The sequence below is a fragment of the Faecalibacillus sp. MSK20_93 genome, assembly GCF_020589945.1.
In the GTDB taxonomy this organism is placed as follows: domain Bacteria; phylum Bacillota_I; class Bacilli_A; order Erysipelotrichales; family Coprobacillaceae; genus Faecalibacillus; species Faecalibacillus intestinalis.
In genome coordinates this window covers 1-22,193 of the sequence record NZ_JAJDKA010000026.1, presented here as the reverse complement: position 1 = coordinate 22,193, position 22,193 = coordinate 1, and the positions used below count along the sequence as shown (strand labels likewise).

At 27.4% G+C, this 22,193-nt stretch carries 15 protein-coding genes and 1 pseudogene; 9 read left to right on the top strand and 7 right to left on the bottom strand.

The features are described from left to right. Positions 1-67: 67 nt before the first annotated feature. The 4 genes from LJD34_RS16800 to LJD34_RS08885 all read right to left on the bottom strand — a co-directional run bounded on the left by LJD34_RS16800 (position 68) and on the right by LJD34_RS08885 (position 2,734). Positions 68-592 carry an accessory gene regulator B family protein gene (locus LJD34_RS16800; RefSeq protein ID WP_227359664.1) on the bottom strand — a complete coding sequence of 175 codons (525 nt, stop codon included), beginning with the start codon at positions 590-592 and terminating at the stop codon, positions 68-70. Continuing rightward, on the bottom strand, positions 589-1,797 hold the full coding sequence (locus tag LJD34_RS08895; protein ID WP_227359663.1) for a hypothetical protein: 1,209 nt from the start codon (positions 1,795-1,797) through the stop codon (positions 589-591). Before LJD34_RS08895 ends, LJD34_RS16800 begins: the two co-directional genes overlap by 4 nt. Then, the gene (locus tag LJD34_RS08890) at positions 1,794-2,495 is read right to left on the bottom strand and encodes a LytR/AlgR family response regulator transcription factor (protein WP_227359662.1); all 702 of its coding nucleotides are present in this window, start codon (positions 2,493-2,495) and stop codon (positions 1,794-1,796) included. The genes LJD34_RS08895 and LJD34_RS08890 overlap by 4 nt, the downstream gene beginning before the upstream one ends. A 107-nt stretch (positions 2,496-2,602) precedes the next feature. Continuing rightward, complete coding sequence (locus tag LJD34_RS08885; RefSeq protein ID WP_227359661.1) at positions 2,603-2,734, bottom strand: cyclic lactone autoinducer peptide; 132 nt, start codon at positions 2,732-2,734, stop codon at positions 2,603-2,605. Between the two features lie 166 nt (positions 2,735-2,900). Here LJD34_RS08885 and LJD34_RS08880 point away from each other — a divergent pair, with 166 nt between their 5' ends. Beyond that, complete coding sequence (locus LJD34_RS08880) at positions 2,901-3,194, top strand: helix-turn-helix domain-containing protein (RefSeq protein WP_227359660.1); 294 nt, start codon at positions 2,901-2,903, stop codon at positions 3,192-3,194. 154 nt (positions 3,195-3,348) lie between these two features. On the opposite strand, the pseudogene LJD34_RS08875 reads toward LJD34_RS08880, so the two are convergent. Then, positions 3,349-4,745: pseudogene (locus LJD34_RS08875) on the bottom strand (IS1182 family transposase). 357 nt (positions 4,746-5,102) lie between these two features. Between LJD34_RS08875 and LJD34_RS08870 the strand changes: the two are divergent. The 7 genes from LJD34_RS08870 (at position 5,103) to LJD34_RS08840 (ending at position 20,821) form a co-directional block, all read left to right on the top strand. Continuing rightward, positions 5,103-6,470 (top strand): radical SAM/SPASM domain-containing protein, encoded by a 1,368-nt coding sequence (locus LJD34_RS08870; protein WP_227359659.1) that lies wholly within the window; start codon positions 5,103-5,105, stop codon positions 6,468-6,470. Positions 6,471-6,674: 204 nt separating this feature from the next. Then, positions 6,675-8,354, top strand: coding sequence for an ABC transporter ATP-binding protein (locus tag LJD34_RS08865; protein WP_227359658.1), 1,680 nt, complete (start codon positions 6,675-6,677; stop codon positions 8,352-8,354). After that, positions 8,354-9,064 (top strand): glutaminyl-peptide cyclotransferase, encoded by a 711-nt coding sequence (locus LJD34_RS08860; RefSeq protein WP_227359657.1) that lies wholly within the window; start codon positions 8,354-8,356, stop codon positions 9,062-9,064. Before LJD34_RS08865 ends, LJD34_RS08860 begins: the two co-directional genes overlap by 1 nt. A gap of 323 nt (positions 9,065-9,387) precedes the next feature. Beyond that, the gene (locus LJD34_RS08855; RefSeq protein WP_048924740.1) at positions 9,388-9,867 is read left to right on the top strand and encodes a hypothetical protein; all 480 of its coding nucleotides are present in this window, start codon (positions 9,388-9,390) and stop codon (positions 9,865-9,867) included. Then, on the top strand, positions 9,868-18,597 hold the full coding sequence (locus tag LJD34_RS08850; RefSeq protein WP_227359656.1) for an RHS repeat-associated core domain-containing protein: 8,730 nt from the start codon (positions 9,868-9,870) through the stop codon (positions 18,595-18,597). 70 nt (positions 18,598-18,667) lie between these two features. Beyond that, on the top strand, positions 18,668-19,078 hold the full coding sequence (locus LJD34_RS08845; protein ID WP_117826513.1) for a hypothetical protein: 411 nt from the start codon (positions 18,668-18,670) through the stop codon (positions 19,076-19,078). A gap of 165 nt (positions 19,079-19,243) precedes the next feature. After that, complete coding sequence (locus LJD34_RS08840) at positions 19,244-20,821, top strand: ATP-dependent nuclease (protein ID WP_227359655.1); 1,578 nt, start codon at positions 19,244-19,246, stop codon at positions 20,819-20,821. Between the two features lie 107 nt (positions 20,822-20,928). Here the strand turns inward: LJD34_RS08840 and LJD34_RS08835 are convergent, their stop codons facing one another. Then, complete coding sequence (locus tag LJD34_RS08835; RefSeq protein ID WP_158562068.1) at positions 20,929-21,468, bottom strand: accessory gene regulator B family protein; 540 nt, start codon at positions 21,466-21,468, stop codon at positions 20,929-20,931. Position 21,469: 1 nt separating this feature from the next. Next, a complete protein-coding gene (locus LJD34_RS08830; protein WP_147579836.1) occupies positions 21,470-21,769 on the bottom strand; it encodes a helix-turn-helix domain-containing protein in 300 nt (99 codons plus the stop codon). Positions 21,770-21,931: 162 nt separating this feature from the next. Between LJD34_RS08830 and LJD34_RS08825 the strand changes: the two genes are divergently transcribed. After that, positions 21,932-22,078, top strand: a complete 147-nt coding sequence (locus LJD34_RS08825; RefSeq protein WP_158561458.1) for an AgrD family cyclic lactone autoinducer peptide — start codon at positions 21,932-21,934, stop codon at positions 22,076-22,078. Positions 22,079-22,193: the final 115 nt, after the last annotated feature.

Sequence of the window (22,193 nt, the reverse complement as noted above, 5' to 3'; positions counted from 1 at the left end):
GATCAATTAATCTTATTATATTCAAAAAATATAGACAGGCTATGTATAAATCGATATACAAGAAAGTTTATCTTTTGAAAAAGTGAGCAATTATCAACAATAGTGAATTAAAAAGAAAGGCAGTTGATGATGCATTAGTTAATATAGGATTATTAATTATTAAACTAATAAATAAAATTACTAATATAATGTAGTTCTTTTTAACATTGTTATTTTTGTTTTTTAAATGTAGTTTACAATTATTGATGTAAACAGGTAATAATAATATAATTACAGAAAATAAAATAAGATGTAATAATGTGAAATTAAAATAGTCTTGAAATTTAAAAAATACTATGTAAATAATATTGAATAAAATGAAACAATTGAATGCAGTTTTACAATGGTAACCACCTGACGTAATCCTAATAGGGATAAATACTATAAGAAATAAAATACCAAAGAATATATTACCAAGAATAGAGCTGATTGCGATAATACTTACAATGTTAAGAAAATTAAATATAATAACATTCATGCCATAAGTAATTATTTTTAATTCTTTATGATCTATAATTTCTTGTTTTATTAAGTAATCTAAAAAATTTGTCATTTAATTTTCTCCGTTTCAACTAATATTTTAAAAAAAATGTATGAATTTATTTGTTTATAATTACATGATATCTTATCGGTATTTTTTAAGGAATCTAAAAAATACTTATAATCTTTATATTCTGCAGATGCAAGATTATTAATCAAGGTGAAAATAATAAAATTTCCTTTCTGAACAATATCAATATTTAGTGAATAATTTTTATTTGATACAGAAAAAATAAAATTAATAATATTAATTATGTTATCAACATTATTTTTATCGATTTCAAAATTACTATTCTTAAAGTTAACCGATATTTTAATATTATTTTTGCTATTACTCATTTTTTTTAAAATTTTATTTAATTCATAATCAAAATATGGATTACCAGTATTAATTATATTTTGAATTGATTTTGATTCATAAATTTTTTCATTTAAAAAAGAATTAATATCATTATATTTTTCATTTAGTAATAGAGCTTTGATATACATAAAAGAGTAAGTTGTGCTATGCTCAATTTTAGATATTTCATCATATAATTTTTTCATCATAGTATAGTTTTTTTTAATATATATTTCTTTTTGGTGAATTAATTCATTTTTATGTTTTAGTTCATTTTCCTTTTGTATACGGTAAAATAGAATTAACAAAAAGATAGAAAGAAGTAAAAGTAAAATAGTAATAATATAAATGGTATTATAAGTTACTTTATTTAGTATAATTGACTCTCCTAAAAAATATAAAATGAAAAATACTATAATCCAGATTGGTAATAGCATCCACCAATCCTTAAAGATAAGAATTTTTTTTATTTCCAAACTATAATTTAGAATGAAGTAATAGGCTATTATTAATAATATTTTAGAAAAAAAAGAAGCTGATAAAATATAATAATTATTAGATATAAATTTTGGAAATACAGGTTTTAATATAAAAAGTGATAATATATCTGTTAACAAAATTAAAGTTGGTCCCAATAATGCACCTATAAAATCATTCAACGAGATATTTTTCTTAAATAAAAAGATTAAAAATAATATTGTTAAAAACATAACAAATGGTAAAGAATATGACCAATTAGGAATATATTGTACAAATGTTGTTTCGGCAATGCATATAATAGACGAAAAAAATATAAATGATGTATTTAAATTTAAATATTTTTTGATGAAAAGTGCCATAATGAAATCTTCAATAATTGTTAGTATTATTTGAGTCATGATAACAGATAATCCTTATATTTTATTAAAACATCATGTTTAAAATGCCTACTAATAGAAAATATATTACCATTACGCAATATAATGTTATTGTCTTTATCTATTTCTTCAACAAAGTTAAAATTAATAGTAATTGATTTTTGAATTTGTATGAATGCATTTGAATTGATTTCTTCAAGTAGCTTTTTCATGGTACATCTATATGAAAAGACATTATCTAATGTTATGATATTTGTATCATGTCCTTCGGATTCTAAGTAAATTATGTTATTTATTTTAATACTTGTTTTCCTTCCATGAAAATTTATAGTAATTAGTGATTTATTATTTTTATAATAATTATTCAAAAGATTAAAAACAAGAGCTGTATCTTCTAAAAGGTTTGATTTTCTAATAAACTGAAATGGTTGTACTGATAAGGCATCAAAGACAAGTTCATTTTTAGAAGAAACAAATATAATTAATGGATTGTTATTTTTTTTGTTTTTTAAAAAAGATGCAATACCTATTCCAGTTAGATTATTAAGATCAATATCTAAAAAAATAATATCAAAGTGTGAATCACTTAAAATTGAAAAGAAATTATCAGAAATAATAGTAACTTTATATGAGGAAAATATTTTAGGCAAATAATCTTGAATTAAAGTATTAAACATATTTGAAAAATGAACATCGTCATCAACTATTGCTATGTTCATATTACCACCTCCTATTTTAGGAATTTTACCATGATAATAATCATTATTAAATACTTTATACTAAAAGATTTATCATTTCATTCAAATGATAAATCTTTTAGTATGTTTTATTTTAATAATTCTTCTGGGCATTCTGGTTCATACATTCCAATCATAGATAATGAATTTGCAGAATATGTAGCTGATTTTTTTACAAAAGAAATAAAAAAATTACAAAAATGAATGATTATTTTTTTCATTTATTTATAAACCTCCTTTTTTAAATAATATCATTTCTCTGTTATGTGAACAATTATTCTATAATAAGATTAAAAAAATAGACATATTATACATAAAATGTTGCTAAAAGCGTCTAATGTTGCCTAAAGCGTCAAAAATTAAATTAGTTTTATACTGGTGATAGAATTGAGTATAGGTAATAAATTAAAAAAATTGAGAATTGAAAGAGGTCTTACTCAACAAACAGTTGCTGATGCATTAGGAATTTCTCGTAGTGTATATTCTCAATATGAAAATGATGAAAGAGAGCCTTCTCTAAGAAGGATGATTTCAATAAGTAGGTTTTTTATGGTATCATTAGATTACTTATGTTCGAATGATGCGAGAATACAAGTCGATATAACAGATTTAGATGATATTCAAAAAGCAAGGATATACGCAATAATAAAAGAAAGTAAGTTACAAGAAATAGAAAAATAAACAAAAAGCTTCTTTATTTAAAGAAGCTTCAGTCTGTTGACAAAGTAGATGAAAATATCAATTATTTTATTCCAAATTGATATTTTCATTTTTTTTATTTGTTTAAAATTTCCATATATCATTCAGGATATTCATATACTTGGCCTTATCGAGGCTATATTAGCCCCAATCTTTGTTTGCTTAATCCCAATTTCTTGAGATTATGGCAGCTAAAAATGATCAGCGATTCATGCTGATTTCTCTCTAGCCCTTTTAATCGTGTAAATCGCATCCCATGGTTCTCCTTGGCATCCGCAAATACACGTTCTATTGTTTCTTTTCTCTTTGGATAGATGCTTTTCCATTCATCTGTATGTCTTATATGGTTCGCTTCTTCTCTATCTGCTTCCCATACATGTCTTGTAATCACTTTTTCATGTTTCTTGATTTTGTACATTTTGACAAGAACGGACATCCTTCACAGTCTTTTGAATCACTTTTATAGATTCTGTATCCTTCTCTGTTGGTTGTGACATAATGAAGATCTTTTTCATTTGGACAAATATAGATATCCAAATGTTCATCATATACATATTCATATTTTTTAAAGAAGTCCTTTTTTGTCATTGGTCTTTTATATGGCAGAAATGGCTTTTTACCACTTGATAGTATTTGATGACATATTGGTGAAGTATTGAATCCTGCATCCAGACATACGTTTTTGATATTTTTATATTTATCGATAAGATCATTGTATATTTCTGAAAATATTGCACTGTCATGCATGTTTCCTGGTGCTACCTTATTAAAAAGTACATAGCCATATCTGTCACATATCGTCATATGTGAATAGGCAAAACATTTTTGTTTTTCACCTTTATGAAACAGACCGCATTCTGGGTCTGTCGTACTTTCCTTGATATGTTTTGTTTTCTTTAATTCTACTTCTTCTCCAGTTTCTTCATCAAATGCATATTCTTTTTTATCTAGTGTTTCAAATGGCTTCTTTCCATTTTCTGTTCTTTCTTCATTGATTTCTTCAAGCAATTCTTTTTCGTATGCCTTAGTGACAATTTCTACTTCTTTATCAGTAGCTTTTCTTGAATTGGCATTGGCTTTTCGATGTGTACCATCTCCAAATACCGTAGTGGTATCAATAAATCCATTATCAATGCCATGCTTGATAATATGATTGAAGATTTGATCAAAAACTTTACTGTCCTTGTATCTTCTTTGATAGTTTTTAGACCATGTAGAATAGTTTGGAACTTCTTCATAAACACTGATACCTAAAAACCATCTATAAGCCATATTGACCTTGATTTCTTCACAGGTCTTTCTCATAGAATTGATACCAAATGTATAGTTGATAAAAATCATTTTAAAAAGTACCACAGGATCAATAGAACGTCTGCCAAAATCACTATAAAGTGATTTTACTAACGGATAGATGAATTTCCAGTCTATCGTAGTTTCAAGTGTTCTAACCAAATGATCTTGTGGTACTAAGTCATCTAAAGTACTCATAATAATTCCGTCGCATTTTATGTTTGCGCGATTAGTCATTGCCATATTTATCCCTCCAATTAAGCACCTTAATTATATCATTTTCAGGTGATAATTGACAGAAAACAAAAAGTCGTAAGGCCACAAATTTTGCTTAATTGGAGTGTAGTCACTTACGACAATAATTATACTATCACATACTCTTCATTTTTAAAAGAAAAGACTGTTAACATTTTTTATTTGTCAACAGTCTGAAGCTTCTTTATTTAAAGAAGCTTTTTTTACATCTTATTCCATAAAAAAGCAAGATATACCAAAATCATAGAAATATAATATTTATGATAATAAAATGAAAATGTATTTTAAATATATATTTAATTTATGGGTTATTAATAATATAAAAATTTAAGGAAGATATATCGTATGAGTAAAATAAATAAAGAAATTAATACTATATTAAATGATGTACATATCATACAAAATTCTAAATATGCAGCATTATATTTCAAATCAAAGAATATATTTTTGCCAATAGAATTAGATAAATTAGACATATTAAATAATGGGCAAGAAACAAAGGAAAAACAAAATTTATTGCATGAAATTAATAAAATGATCAATGATGAAGCAGATATAGAAAAATTAGAAAGCAATACAGTAGAAAAGATTAAAAAAATAGATACTTTAGAAATAATTATACAGACAGATTGCAATTTGAATTGTAAATACTGTTACGCTGAAGGAGGACATTATGGTTATGGAAAAAAACACTTAACTTCAGAAAATGCTATATATTATCTAGATTCTTTGCTTGAGTTAGGAGTCAATGAAATTCGTAGAGTACGTTTTTTTGGTGGAGAACCATCAATATTTCCTGATACTATTGCGACTATATGTGATTATTTCAAAAAAGAAAAAGAAATGGGAAATATAAAATATATACCTCAATATGGTATGGTTACGAATGGAACGTATTATAGTGATAAATTATCTAAATTAATAATAGACAATAATATTATGATTACTTTTAGTATTGATGGTCCAAAAGAAATCAATGATCAACAACGAGTTTTTAAAAGTGGAAAAGGAAGTTATGACATAGTTATAGATAATATTAATAAATTTAGAAAAGATGGTTTAAAAAAATATGCAGTAGAGATGACTTATACAAATGTACATATAGATTCAAATATGTCGATACAAGAAACAATTGGATATATTCAAAAAGAAATTGGCACAAATAATGTTTTAGGTGTTAATTGTAGAGGAAATACAAAATATGCTGTTGCGGAAGATATTGGAAATAAAATCGAAATAGAAAATATTCAGACAACATTACGGAATATGAGTAGTAAAAAGGGATATACATTAGTAAATATGTCGTTACAAAAGTATTTGAATAAATTATTATCAAAAAAAGTATATTCCAAAAAATGTTCAGCCGGCTTTGAAAGTCTTTCTATTTTTCCTGATGGTAAATTATATCCATGCCATGCATATGTTCAGGAAAATCAAAACTTTCAAATAGGATCTTTAGTAGAAAAAAAATATGATTTTGAAAGAATAGCCAATCTTTTATCAAACGATGTAATTAATGAAAAATGTACTGATTGTTGGTGTCAAAACATATGTGTTGGATGTCCACAGACAGATATGCATAAAAGTAATTGTAAGCACATAAAGGAAGTATATGAAGCAATTATTTTGTTATTAACAGAAATATCAGAAGATAATACCAAATGGGATACTTTTGTAAATAATTATAACAACATTATTCAAAATAGTTTTTAATATTTTATTTTGAAAGGAGGTGACATATATGAGAAAAATCGATACAAACAGATTATTAGAATCTCCTGAATGCTTTCAATGTGGTAGCATTTTCTGCGGATAGTCTGTTAAAATAGGCCATATATTAAATATATGGTCTATTTCTTTAATAAATAATATAATTATTAGTATCATATTAGTAAAAAGAGGAGGTAAAAAAGAAATATGAAGAAATATATAAAATCCAATACCTTTTATTTTTCTATTTGTATTATTTTATTCTCAACGGCAGGTATAATGTCTGTATTTTTAGCAAACATTATAAAAAAAATGATTGATACGTCTACAGAAAGAAATATTACACAGTTTTATCAAGTTATGATATTAACGATTTTTTTTATATTTATAAATTTTATACTTCATATACTAAGAGGATATTTTAGAGCAAAATTTTTAAAAAGAGTGATGCTTTCTTTAAAACATGATTTATTTAAAGGGATTTTTTCAAAAAGCATTAAGAATTACAATAAAAAAAATACATCAGTATATTTTAGTATATTTAATAATGATCTAAAGATAATAGAAAAAAACTATTTTGATAATTTACTAACAATAATTTCAGATTTCTCACAATTTTTTATTTGTTTAATAGCTGTCTTTTCTCTACAATTTGAATTGGCGCTAATAATAATTTTTATTAATATTATTGCAATATTTGTACCAGTATTATTTGGTAAAATATTATCTAAAAAGCAAATAGAGTCAATAAATAGATTTAATAATCTTAATATTAAGATTAAAGATTTTTTTAATTCTTTTGAAGTGATAAAATGTTTTCAAACTACAAATCGTATTATAAGTGAATTTGACCAAGTTGATGTTGAATACGAAGAAAGTATGCAAAATTATAGATATTATGAAGGAATTATATCTGGTTTTTCTACATTATCTTCATTGGGAGTTAGTGTTATGACAACCCTTATATCACTATATTTTGTCATTATTAATCAAATTAGTATTGGCGAAATGATGGCAATAACACAATTAGTTAATAATATTGCAAATCCTTTAGGAAGATTATCTAATGAATTACCATTATTAAAAAGTATAAAACCAGTAGAACAAAAAATAGAAAAGTATATCAAAATAGATGATGTTATTCAAAACAAAAAGTGTATAAAAAGTATTGAAAAAATTACGTTCAATCATCTTTATTTTTCATATGATGAAAATAAAGAGATTATTCATGATCTTAGTTATACATTTTTAAAAAATAAAAAATATGCAATTGTTGGTAATAGTGGCTCAGGAAAATCAACGATACTAAAATTGATTTTAAATTATTATGATAATTATCAAGGTGGTCTATATATTAATGATATTGACATTAATATGATTGATATGACAAGCATTTATTCAAATATTTCAGTTGTTCATCAAAATGCTCCTATATTAAATGATAGCTTAAAAAATAATATAACTTATTATAATAATTATCCAGATAGTCAAGTATATAGAGTCATGAAGGATGCAGGTTTAGAAAATTTTATTAAATCTTTACCAAATGGATTAGATACTGTCATAAATGAAAATGGTAATAATATTTCTGGTGGAGAGAAACAACGAATTAGCATTGCAAGAATGTTATTAAAAAATGTTGATTTATTAATTTATGATGAACCTACTTCTAATTTAGATAATATAACTGCAAAAGAAGTTGAAACTCATTTGTTAGATGAGAATAAGACATGTATTATGGTCACACATAGATTAGATAAAGAATTATTAAATAAATTTGATGAAATATTAGTATTAGAAAATGGCATTATAAAAGAATATGGAAATTTAAAAAATCTTCTAGAAAAAAAAGGTACATTTTATACTTTGTATAGAGGAGGAGAATAATGATATTTGGACGTAAAAAAAGTTTGGAGGGAAAAATAAATATAGAGGGAGTGTATCCATTCGACAAAGATATATTTACACAAGGATTGATAAAATGTAACGATGATATTATCGTTAGTTCGGGACATTATAATACATCATTTGTTGGTAAATTAGATTTGAATAATGGAAAAGTAAATAATAAAAAAAAATTAGAGAAAAACTTTTTTGCTGAAGGAATAGTCTCTAATAATGATTTTATTATACAATTAACTTGGAAAGAAAATATAGCATTTTTTAGAAATCCTGAAACGTTAGAAATAGAGAAATATGAGCATTATGCAGGTGAAGGATGGGGAATTTGTTATGATGAGAAATATTTGTATATATCAGACGGTTCTCACTGTTTAAAAAGAATTAATAATCAGAATTTTCAAATAGAAGAAATAATGGAAATATTATATGAAGGAAATAAGTTAAATAAATTAAATGATTTAGAATATTATGATGGATATATATATGCCAATGTATGGAAAAGTAGATATATTTATAAAATAAATTTAAGTACAAAAAGAGTTGAAAGAATTTTTAATTGTGCTGAATTAATAAATTATTGTAAAAAAATAAATAGAAATATTAACGAATTAAATGGTATAGCACATATAAAAGATAATCTTTTTTTAATATCAGGGAAAAATTGGCCAAGAATTTTTTTAGTTCGACTAACGTAATTTTTTAGTATAAATGATTATTTTAAATATAGAAATTTAAAAGAGATAAATTGAAATGAATTTTGTTATTTGGAAAATGTAAGCAAATGACAAGATTCATTTTTTTATAAATATATTCTATAAAATTATTTAAAAATATAGTGGCATTACATACTTATAACTTATTTAATTATGTTTTCTATGATAAAAAAATGTATTCTATGATGAATAAGTCACAGTTTTTATAGATATTTTTTAAAATGTATAGTACACGGATGATTTATAAATTATTCATAATAAAAGATACATAATCATGTATTTAAGAGAAAGAGCGAGGATAAATTATGCGTTTTAAGAAATGGACGACAAGAAATATCATTGTTGGACTCATCGTATTTTTATCAGTTGTTGGTGTAAGTGGCGCTGTTTATTATCAGACAAGTCAGAAAACACAGGCAATTGAGGATAATGGCTATTATGAATGCAGTGGAAAATTTGACAGTAAAATGACACCTGTATCTAATATGCTTATTATTTTGAAAATAATAAACGGAAGTAATTTCTGTGACGATGGGTGGTATCAAGAAGTTCAGGAATGTCAGAGTATTTTAAATAAACAGATTCAGGAGAACTCTAACAGTAAAGATCCTTATGTCAGACAAATGATGGAGCTGCAACAGGCTATCGTAAAGAAGCTTCATTCATTTTCGACAAAGGCATGGGTCAATATGCTATGCGAAAAAGATGTAGATGATCTTCAAAAAGCATACAATGCCTACCATGATTATTATTATCAACATTATAGTAATGAGGAGGCTGTTTAGATGAAAGCTGGACTTAATAAAATAAAGATAGCCATCATTTCTATGATAGTTCTAGCTATGGCAATTGGTCAGCTTGAACTGTTTGGAAAAGTATATGCAGAAGAACTTGAAAAAATCAAGGAACAGGATCCATATGGAGAATATTATGATGAAAATATCAATAATGTTCATAAGACATCTGCACAAATAATAGAAAAAGGAAATCCTGATGTTATTACAAAAGAACCTTCGGTAGACGAAGAAGATACTTCAAGACAAAATGATCAGGAAATCGTTAAATTAAGAACAGAAAACACAAAAACTTATAAACTGTCAAGCGGGGAATATGTGACAGATTTTTATTTCGAGCAGATACATAAAAAAGAAGATGGAAAATATGTTGAGATTGATAATGATATAGAAAAGAAAACATCGTTATTCAGATCAACACCTTCTTATGAAAATAAAGATGGTCTTTATGACATCAATATTCAAAAAGGCGTATTAGAAATTACAGATCCTAAAGACAATGTGCTTACAGTTATGCCTTCTGGAAGTCTTACAAATTATGCTATCAAAGAAAATGTTATTCTGTATTCAGAAGTAGAAAAAAATTTAGATTTAGAATATAGAATCAATTCAAATACGGTTTCACAAAATATCTATATCAATGGGGAACTTGATAAAGATACTTATTCATTTGAAGTTTACAAAGATGACTATGATGTCAGTAAAAATGATGCAGGATCTATTGTTTTTAAGAAAGATAAAAAAGAAGTCTTTGTATTAAATGCGCCTTATCTTGTTGATAAGGATGGAAACAGAAATCAGGAAGTAGGATATGACTATAAGGAACTTGATAATGGCAATATCAAAGTTACAATGTCATTAACAACATCTTGGTTAAGTGAAGAAGACAGAATCTATCCTGTTGTTGCCAGATCAAATGTGGCAGTTGAAAATGTGGATGTTATTGATCTTGAATCAAGCTATATCCGTTCAGGAAGACCAAATATCCAAAGTCAATATTCAGATTTGTTTGTTGGATATGATGATAACTTCTATGGTGGTAAAAACAGCAATATTAAAATTGCCAGAACATTCATCTATTTTGCAATGCCAAATATCGGTGAAAATCAAAGAGTTGAAAATGCTGTTTTGAAACTTTATAAGGAACAGGATCTGGATCGTGCCAATGAGTTAAATGATATCAATATTTATAACTCCAACTATGTTGATCCCGGTAAGGTTACATGGAATACACAGCCGGCAGATAACCAAAAACAGTTTATTTCAAATACCAAGTTTTCTAAACCAAAAGGATTTAAAGAATTTGATATTACAAAGCACGTCCAAGAATTAAAGGATGGACAAAAGAAAACATTGATTCTGCAAGTTACGGATGAATCACCTAACTGGAAATGTAATGTTTTTAATTCAGAATCAACAGGAAATCTGCCAAAGGTAGAAATTTATCACTGTGATGATTTTGATGTCGATCCAAATCTGGACATCAACGAGTTTGACAATGAATTAAGAGTTTACAGTAAAGACGGTCAATATTTTGAAGCAATCAGCATGGATGGTATTGCCAAACCAAACAGTGATATTGATTTTGATCTTTATGCCAAAACAAATGAAACAGATTTTGAACTTGTAAAATCACAACATGCCAAAGAAAAAAGTTCACCTTATTTCATAGATCCAGTTTATATAACTGATCCAATTGATGGAACCCAAAAATATGAAAAGGGTGAAGTCAACTATACGACGAGCTATCTAAAAATTGGAGATATTCCAAAATACGATACGTTCTATGAATATCGAATGAAAGTTAAAAAGGATGGAACTGAGTCAGAAAAAGAACTGATTACAGACGGATTTATTATCTATAAGGTAAAACTTGGAGATAATCTTAAATCTATTGCATCACACTATGGCTTGAAGGTAGATGATATTAAAAAAGACAATAATACATCTACAAACAAGGTCAAAGAGGGAGATGTTCTTTTCTTAAGATTTGCAAAAGATAATCCAAAAGTACCTAAGGATGTCTATAGACCACCATTAAAGCTTTCATCTTTTGAGGCAAAATATGTTTACAGAGGGCCTGCGTGCTACGGAAACTGTGCAGTTGCCGATCCAGTTAATACAAGTATTGGAAATTTCTATCATGAATCAAAAGATTTTACTTTAACAGATTTTGATGAATTAAGCTTGACGCGTGTCTATAACTCTTATGGAGAAGATAACGCATCGATTTTTGGAAACAATTATTCATCAAATATTGAACAGTACGTTTCCTATGATAAAGACGATAACATGATCTTTTACAGAGGAGATGGAAAGATCTTAAAAATTGAAAAGAAAGATGGAAAATATGTACCTAAACTTATTGATCGTCTTACTGTCAATGTTGATGGTGACTATGTTTCTATTAAAGATGATAAAGAAGATATTACATATATCTTTGATGAATATGGAATTCTGACATCTATTAAAACGAAAACGGGATTTGAATCACGTATCAACTATGATGAATATGGATTTATTACAAATATTGATATGGGAAACAAACAAGTAACATTTGAATACAATGATTATCATCTTGTCAGCAAAATCAACTTGCCAAATGGTACAAATGTACAATATCAATATAACGCAGACAGACAGCTTACAGCATTTATTGATGCCAATGGAAACAGTGAACAATACAGCTATGATAAAAATGGCAAGGTAAAAAGTATTACAGACAAAAATGGAAATACTTTGGCACAAAATACCTATAAGGATAACGGAGTTGTCGTTTCACAAACGGATGCCAATGGAAACAAGGTCTCTTTTGACTATAAAGGAAATACGACAAGTGTTACCTATAATGATAAGGAAACAGAAAAGTATGTTCTTGATGACAGCTATAAGGTAACAAAAATTACAAAGGCGGATGGATCATCGAAAAGCTATAGCTATAATGATGCTGGAAATATGATCAGTGAAACAGATGAAAAAGGTCAAAAGACAACATATGAGTACAATAAAAAAGGCTATCTGACATTGCAAAGCAATCCAGATGGAACAAGTGAAAAATATACCTATGATGAAAATGATAATGTAACATCAAAAACATCTGCGGATGGTACGAAAGAAACCTATAAATATGACAGCAACAGCAATCTGATTTATGAAAACAGTGAAGACAGAAAAGGTGTGACTTATGAATATAATGAACAGAACCTTCTTGTCAAAGAAACAGATGCTCTTGGTGTATGGAAAAGCTATGCCTACGATGGCAATCAGGTTGTAACAGTTACTCACAGCAATGGTCTGGTAGAAAACTACAGCTATGATGCCATGGGAAATATTGTTAATGAATCTGATTCAAACGGTCGTACAACAGCATATGTCTATGACAATCGCAATCAGATCATCAAGAAAACAGATTCCTATGGAAACAGTGAAGAATACAAATATGATGGAAATGGAAACGTTGTTGAATATATCGACAAGCTTGGAAGCAAAACAGTTACAGTATATGATAAAAATAACAACGCTATCCAAACTCAAAAGGGAAATCTAAAAACATCTAAGAAGTATGACAATCGTGATCGTATTATCAGTGAAACAGATGAACAAGGACTTACTAAAAAATATACGTATGACGCCAAAGGACAAATCGTAAAGGAAACAGATGCCTATGGTCAGGTTACAACGCATACTTATGATGCAGTCGGTCATGAAATCAAGACAGTTGATGGAAAAGGAAATACAACATCAAATGAATATGATGGCGATAATCTTGTAAAGACAACAGATGCAAGAGGAAATGTTACATCCTATGAATATGATGAGTTTAACAGAGTTGTAAAAACAACTTTACCTAATGGTAAAACTGAAACAAAAGAATATGATAAAAATGGAAATATCATTAAGACAGTAGATCAAAGGGGACTTGCTAATACCAAAGAATATGATGCTTTTGACAGAGTCATTAAAGAGGTCAATGAGCAAGGTGTTGCTATTTCAAATGAATACGATACCTATGGTCAACTGATTAAAAAGACAGAAGATAAAAAGACAACAACATACAGCTATGATGTTTATGGAAATACTCTCAGTGAAACAGATACCTATGGAAATACAAAGACAAGTGAATATGATAAGCTCGACAGACTTGTTAAGGAAACGGATGAACTAGGCAATGTTACACAACATAAATATGATGCAATGGACAATGAAACAGAAACGATTGACGCTAAAGGAAACAGCGAAAGAAAAATTTATGACATCAACAGTATTCTGGTTCAGGATATTGATAAACTTGGAAACATTACAACTTATAAATACAATGACAAGGGTCAACAAGTCGAAACGGTTGATGCCTATAAAAATACAACAAAATTTGAATATGACAAGTTTGGTAATGTAACTAAGACAACAATCAATGATACACCGGTAGAAATCAAATCTTATGATGAATACGGGCGTGTTACAAAAACAAACAAGATCAGTGAGGTCACTGTTGAAGAATATGATAGTTTTGATCAGGTCATCAAGTCTACGAATCAGACAACAGGACTTGTTACAGAAACAGAATATGATAAAAATGGAAATGTAACCAAAACATCTGATAACGGTGGAAAAGTAACAACTCATGAATATGATGACTTCAGTCAGGAAGTCAGCTCAACAGATCCATATGGCAGAGTTTCAAGCAAGACATATGACAAGTATGGTCGTGTTGTTAAAGAAGTAAGCAATACAAATGAAGCAACAGATTATGAATACGACAAATATGGAAATGTAGTCAAGACGATGAATCATCTTGGTTCGGTAACTGATTCGACATATGATCTGTTAAACAGAAAAGTCAGTGATTCAACAGATGGCAAGAAAACATTGACATACAGTTATGATGCCAAAGGTCAGCTTGTTTCAACACACGATTCATTTACTGATAAAACAGATACGGTCAAATATGATGCTTTAGGACAGGCTGTTGAAAAGACAGACAAGCTTGGAAATGTAACCAAGACAGATTATGATGCCAAGGGTCAAGTCATCAAGGAAACAGATGCTGCTGGAAATGCAACGCTTAAAGAATATGATATCTATGGCAATGTTATTAAGGAAACGGATGCCCTTGGAAACAGTTCACAGACACATTACAATGCTTTCGGACTTGTTGAAAAAGAAGTTGACAAGAGAGGATTTGCAGTATCTTACGTTTACAATGACAAATTCCAGCTTACTGAAATGACAGACAAGCTTGGAAACAAAGCAATATTTGAATATAATGACCAAGGATTTGTATCAAAAGCAACAAACCAAAATGGATTTGTCAGCGAGTATGAATATGATATTTATGGTCAAAAGATCAAAGAAACAGATCCAAATAAAAATGTTACAGAAAATGAATATGATCTGCTTGGTCAGGTAGTAAAAACTGTTGAACCAAGAAAGACAACAGTTAATAAATATGATTCTCTTGGCAGACTTGTTTCTGTCAAAGAAAATGATAAGACAACAAAAGAAAATGAATATAATGATTTGAATCAAATCGTTAAATCAACAAATGCCTTAAAATATGTTTCAACTTATGAATATGACAAATATGGAAATAAGACAAAAGAAACCTATGAAGAACATGAAACAGTTAACAAATACGATGTCAATTCACAACTTATCAAGAAAACAGAAAATAAGGATAAGGTGACAACATACAGCTATGATGCTTTAGGAAGAGAAGTAAGTCAAAAACAAAACGACAAGGAAATCATTTCAAAAAAATATGATGCTGTAAGCAATGTTGTTGAAAAAACTGAAAAGGGTCTTACAACACAATATCGCTATGATGCTTTAAAACATCCAGTACAGTATCTTTACCCATCATTGGAAGATGAAAGCATGAAAGCAATTGTATCTGTTGACTATGATGAAGAAGGCAATGCTGTTCAATATAAAGATATCTATGATCATGTTATCAAAAGAGAATATGATGCCAACAGCAATATGATTGCAGAAACAAACAGCAATGGCTTTATTACAAGATATCAATACGACAGCTTAAATAACATGACAAAGGTACAAAGTCCTCTTGAAAGAGTGATGAAGTACGATTATGACGGAAACAACAATCTTGTTGAAAGAAGTTATAATGATAAAAAAGCAACTTATGAATATGATGAAGCTGATAATCTTATCAAAGAAGTAAGCGAATATGGACTTACTGAAACTTATCAGTATGATGATTTCGGTCAAATGACATCTTATACAAAAAACGATGGAACAACGATCAATTATTCATATGATGCATTGGGAAGAAAGCTTTCAGAAGGAACAAGACAGTTCAAATATGATGCCTATGACAACCTTTTAGAAGCAGACTATAACAATAAGAGTGTCAAGTATACCTATGACAAGTTCAACAATATTACAAAGGTCAAAGATGCCAACGACAATAATGTTGAATATAAATGGGATATCTATGGAAACAGAACTGAAATTAAGTATAATGATTATACAATCGGCTATACCTATAATCAGTTTGATAAAATAGACAAGGTCTCTAAAAATGGCAAGGAATATGCATCTTACAGCTATGATGTAAGAGGAAATACAAAATCATTAGAAAGAAATGGTATTACTACAGATTACAGTTATGATGAACTAAATCGTAGAACAGCTTATGTCAATATTAAAGGTGACAAGACACTGTCAGAATACAAATATGAGCATGACGGACAGGACAATGTTATTTCAGAAACAATCAATGGTGTCGTTAACAGCTATGATTACAATGAATCGGATGAATTGAAAGCTTCAACAAAAACGATTGATGGAAAAACAGTCATAACTGAATACAGCTATGATCTTTTTGGAAACAAAGTAGAGTCATCAAGTGATGGAACAAATAAAATCTATCGCTACAATGACAAAAATCAGTTGACAAGTATTAAATCAAAAGATGGACTTACTGATATCTATTATGATAAAAATGGAAATGTAAGAGACATCTACTATGCAGGTGGATACAAAGAATATTATCAATATGATGAATTTGGTCAATTGACTACTTTAAAAACAAACAGAGATAGAACTTACAATTATGAATATGATGGTGAAGGTGATCGAATTCATGAAGAAAAGATCATCAACAGCCCATATGATTTAGATTACAAACAGGATACAGAAGAATGGTTCGACTATATGCAGTCATTACCATTTGCTGAAGTAGAAGAACTGTTGGATGCGAAAAAATCAGATGAATCATTTGATGCAATGAGATACCAGCTTACATACAGAAGAAAAAATGGATTGTGTGCAAGTAATCTCATTAAGGATCCAAAATCCAATGAAAAATGTGAATACAAAGATTATCTTTTAGATAAGACAGCTGAAAATACACTTGTGCTTTCTGAAAATGACGATGTTCATATCTATGGAGAAGAACGAATCTCAACAGAAAATGCAGATGGAACACAAACTTATCTGAGTGGAAACAATCAAAGTGTAATGGCTGAAATATCATCAAAAGGAACAATGTCACAGATTGAATATGATGACTTTGGAAAAACAGATGATAAAACAAGCGGTTATGGTTATGATGGAGAAAAGCTTGATACAACAGGAAATATCTATTTAAGAGCAAGATACTACAATCCAAGAATTGGACAGTTCGTACAGATTGATGATTATAAGGGAACACAAGATAACATTACAAGTCAAAACCGATACACATACTGTTTGAATAATCAATACAAGTATGTGGATCCTAGTGGACATCTTGGAATTACAACAATGGTTGTTTTAGGAATCCTATCATATACTGGATTTGGTTTATTAGGAATAGGACTTGTTGCTAATGAAAAAAGAAAAAGAGAAGAAAAGGAAAAGGCTAATAAAGCAGCAAATAAAAAAACTAAGAAAAAGGACAATGAAAAGAAGAAAACAAATCCTACTCCTAGTAAGGAAGGTGGGGCTACTTCGTCAGTAACAAATGGTATTAATAAAGCAGTATCTGAAACAAGAAAAGTAGTCAATAAGGTTGTAAAGAAAACTACTAAAATTATTCAGAAAAAAATACCAGAACCATGTTCACCTGAAAAGGTATTTAATGATACATTAGATAAAGAATTTAATAAACTCCAAAGTGATTATATTAAAAAATATGGAAATGATAATGGAGCAAAAAATGCAATTATTAAATCTATAAATAACTTGAGAAATCAAGCGTATAAGAGAAATGATATAGCTTATATAAAAGAACTATGTAAAGAAAGTAGAAGAAGTTTAAAAGTTGGACCATTTAAAACAGATGATGGTATTACTTATATAACAAACAGCTATTTTAGTTTAGATAGAAAGTCAATAGGAAGAGCGTTTTTCAAAGATTCTAGCTCATTAAGTTCAGATACTTTTGTTATGGGAATGTACGAGTACGTTGGAGCAAAGGGGTCTATTGGAGTAACTGTTATCCAATTCTCTATATCAAGTAAATGTCCAATCAATAAAAAAATATTACATTTTTCTATTGGAGGAATAGGCCTTACTTTGACCGAAATAACTTATTCAGTGTCTTATAAATGGTATTCTCAAGTTATTGGTGTGGGTATAGGCTTTGCTTTAGAAGGAGGCGTAACATACGATGTTGCTAATACTAAGTTCATAGTTATTTGTAAATTAGGTGGAGGCGCATATTTTCTATTGAAAAGTGTATTTGATTTAAAGAAAATGGTTGTTGATGTATATTAATTTGTTAAATAGCTAATTACTGTGAAAAATGACAATTAATATTTAATATTAAAAAAGGAAAATTAAAAAAATGACAAAATCAGGATTTTATAAGTTTATACTACGTTTAATGATAATTATATTTAGTGCATTTGCTATTTTTTGTTCTGAAAATATTTTAAGTGTATTGATAGAGGCAGTGAGTGTTATATTTATTTATAAATTTATATTAAGCGTATTTGGTTTCATAATAAAAACATCATTATTTGATGAAAAGGGAGATTTTTATCGCTTTGAGATGAAAATAAAGAAAGTTTTTGCATCTATATTCTCGATATTGATTTTAGGAAACTTTACTTTTATGGAAATAACAGATATATTTGATTTTTTGAATCATAATATACACCATGATATAATTTATATAGTGATAAGAGCATTATTTATAAGTGTTGGATTAACATTATTGAATTTTGTTTGTCATGATAGTAATGAAATTCTTTAATCGAAATATAGTTATGAGAGAAACTACTCATTAATAACAGGGCATTGATATATGAATGGTGTATCAGTGCCTTGATTGCTTTATTGTGAAATAAATAAAAAATTACGAAATTAATATTATTTAATAATAAAATGTTATAGAAGTATTAGAAATGGAGATAGTATTATGAAAATAAAAAGTTTTTACGTTAAAAATTATAAAGTATTAGATGATTTTAAAATTGAATTTGATGATGAAAATATCACAATTTTATTGGGAACGAATAATGTTGGGAAATCGACATTTTTAGAGGCATTAAATAAATTTATGCAAATAGATGGTCCAAAGGAAGAAGATTTTAATAAAAATAAAATAGGTTCTAATGAGAATTTTGAGTTTGAAATGATAGCACTCAATAATAATGGTGAAGAGGTAACACTAAAATCTACGTATAATAGTACAGGTAAAAGACCTGCATATTATATAGATAATACATCTCAAACTAAAAAATATTTTGAAAAGTATATTGAAGATTTTATGACAAATCCTTTCTATGTTGCTCCTGATTCTAAAGCAGAAGATAATGAAAAGGAAATTTTGAAATTATTTCAAACAACAGCTCAAAATATAATTACTGATGATACAGAGAAAAATAATGAGTTTAATGCTATAGCAAAAAAAATAGATGAATTATTAGATGAAGCTAATAATGCACTTGAGCCATCAATTAAAGAATTGAGAAAAAATATTAGAGATGATTTAAATAGGATTTTTGGAGAAGAATTAGGTAGTTTAAATATAAAGTTTGAAACTAATGAGTTTGGATTAGGTGATTATGCAAAATTAATTTCTAGTGAAATACAATTTAATAAGAATGGCAATGAATTTAAACTGTCATCTCAGGGAACTGGTGTTAGAAGAGCATCGTTTATTTCACTATTACAAAATGCAATGAAAGAAGAAAAGTTAATTTTCAAAAATAATCATTTATTATTAATTGATGAACCAGAGGTTTTCTTACATCCAATGGCTGTTAAAGAATTATCAAATATTTTATATGATATAGCCGGAGAAAAGTTACAAATTATAATTTCAACACATTCACCTATTTTTGTTGATCTATACAAAGGTTTAAATAAGACAATCCGAGTTTTAAAAATCGATAATAATGTAAAGCAATTGTTTTCAACAACTAAAAATACTTTTGATGGTAATGAGGTGGCAAATATAAAAATGCTTACTTTAACAAATCCATATTTCAATGAGTTTTTCTTTGCTAAAAGAATTTTAATTATTGAAGGTGACTCAGAATACATATTATTTAATGAATGCATAAAAAAATATTTACTAGATGAGGGAAAAGGAAAACTTCCAACACATATAATTAATGCAAAAGGTAAATGGCCAATAGCAACGATTCAAAGAATACTAAATGAATTTAAAGCAAATTATTATATTTATCATGATTTAGATTTAGATAAAGCCACTGAAGATAATAATCTTATACAGGCAAATGAACGTATCAAAGGATTGGCTTTTGAAAATGAATATGCACATGTTATTGCTAATAAAAGTACATTAGAAGTAACATTATATGGTCAAAGATGTACTAATAGTCAAAAAACAAAAAAAGCCGTAGATTTAATTGATAAATTAAATAGTGGCGAAACATGTAAGGAATTGGAAGTTATTTTTAATATAATAAGATGGCTATACAATGAAAAAGTAACTCTAGATAAAGAAATAGAAATTATAAAACCTTAATTATATTTTAAAAGGACTCAATATCTTCCTTGATTTAAAAGGAAAATTATGAGTCCCTTTTGTTGAAGTAAATATTACGATATCAATATTTACATTTTAAGCAATACTTAATATTTTTCTAATCTATGGAAATTGAAAAAGTGCATCAGTTCTGTAACAAATAGAGCAGAAAACATACCTAAATTAAGAATTTTATTTTTAGAAATTATTAGAACTAAAGAAAAAATAATAATAAGAAGATATTTGTAGTAAATATTATAATTTTTCAAATGTAAAGTATTTTCTTCACAGGGCTTTATAATAAAAAGTAATATAATTAGGATAGGTGAAGCGATTTTTAATAAATTATGATAAAAAATTTCTTTACTTAGTATATTTGTTAGTGAGTATATAATAACCATTAAAGAGGTACATCCATATATTGTTTTACAATGAAAACCTCCCAATGTAATTCTCAATATACAAAAAGTAGGTATAAAATATAATCCAAATCCACAATTTTGAAATAAAATAGATAAAACGATTAAAATTAATATGGTAAATAAATTATAAATCAAAACTTCTAGACCGTATTTTAAAATATCTTGATCATATGCTTTTGAATCAAATTGTGAACATAACTTATTGACAATATTTTTAAAGTTCATATCATAGCTCCTTTTTTTTATCCTCATTATTAATTATAGACATTATTTTATTTTTTGATAATTCATCAAGATCGGTAATATCGATAATCATTCTTTGGTTTCGCCCACATAAAAAATCTAATGTTACTTTATAATAATTGGCAAGTGATATTAAATTACTTACGCTTGGTTCTCTTTTTGCCAATTCATAAGCAGAAATTGTTGTTCTATCTATGCCTGTCATTTCTTCAGCTAATATTTGTGTAACATTTTTCTTATCTCGTAAATATTTTAAATTTTTACCAATTATTTCTTTGTACATATTTATCACCTAATAAAAAGATATATAAATTCCTGCGACTCTAGGTCGCAATGTTACAATTTGCCACATTTTTTGTTTTTTATGATGAAATATTGCATAATATGATAAAAATGTACAAATATCATTAAATTATATTTAGATTATAGTAAGGAGGAGATAATTATGAAAGAACGTAGTAAAAATAGGGTAAAAAAAGCTGTATCGAAAAAAGCATGTGATTTTCTTAATTCACTTGCATATACATCTTGTTCATCATATTCTTTTGTAGGACCATATGAGCCAAAAAAACCAGAAAAATTAAAAAAGTAAACTAATATTTAATATATCAAATATGATATAATGAAAAAAAAGAATTAAGTTACTTAATGAGGTATATTAAATTATCCGGTGCTTAGAGGTTCGCTCTAAATTATTAGGCGGAGTA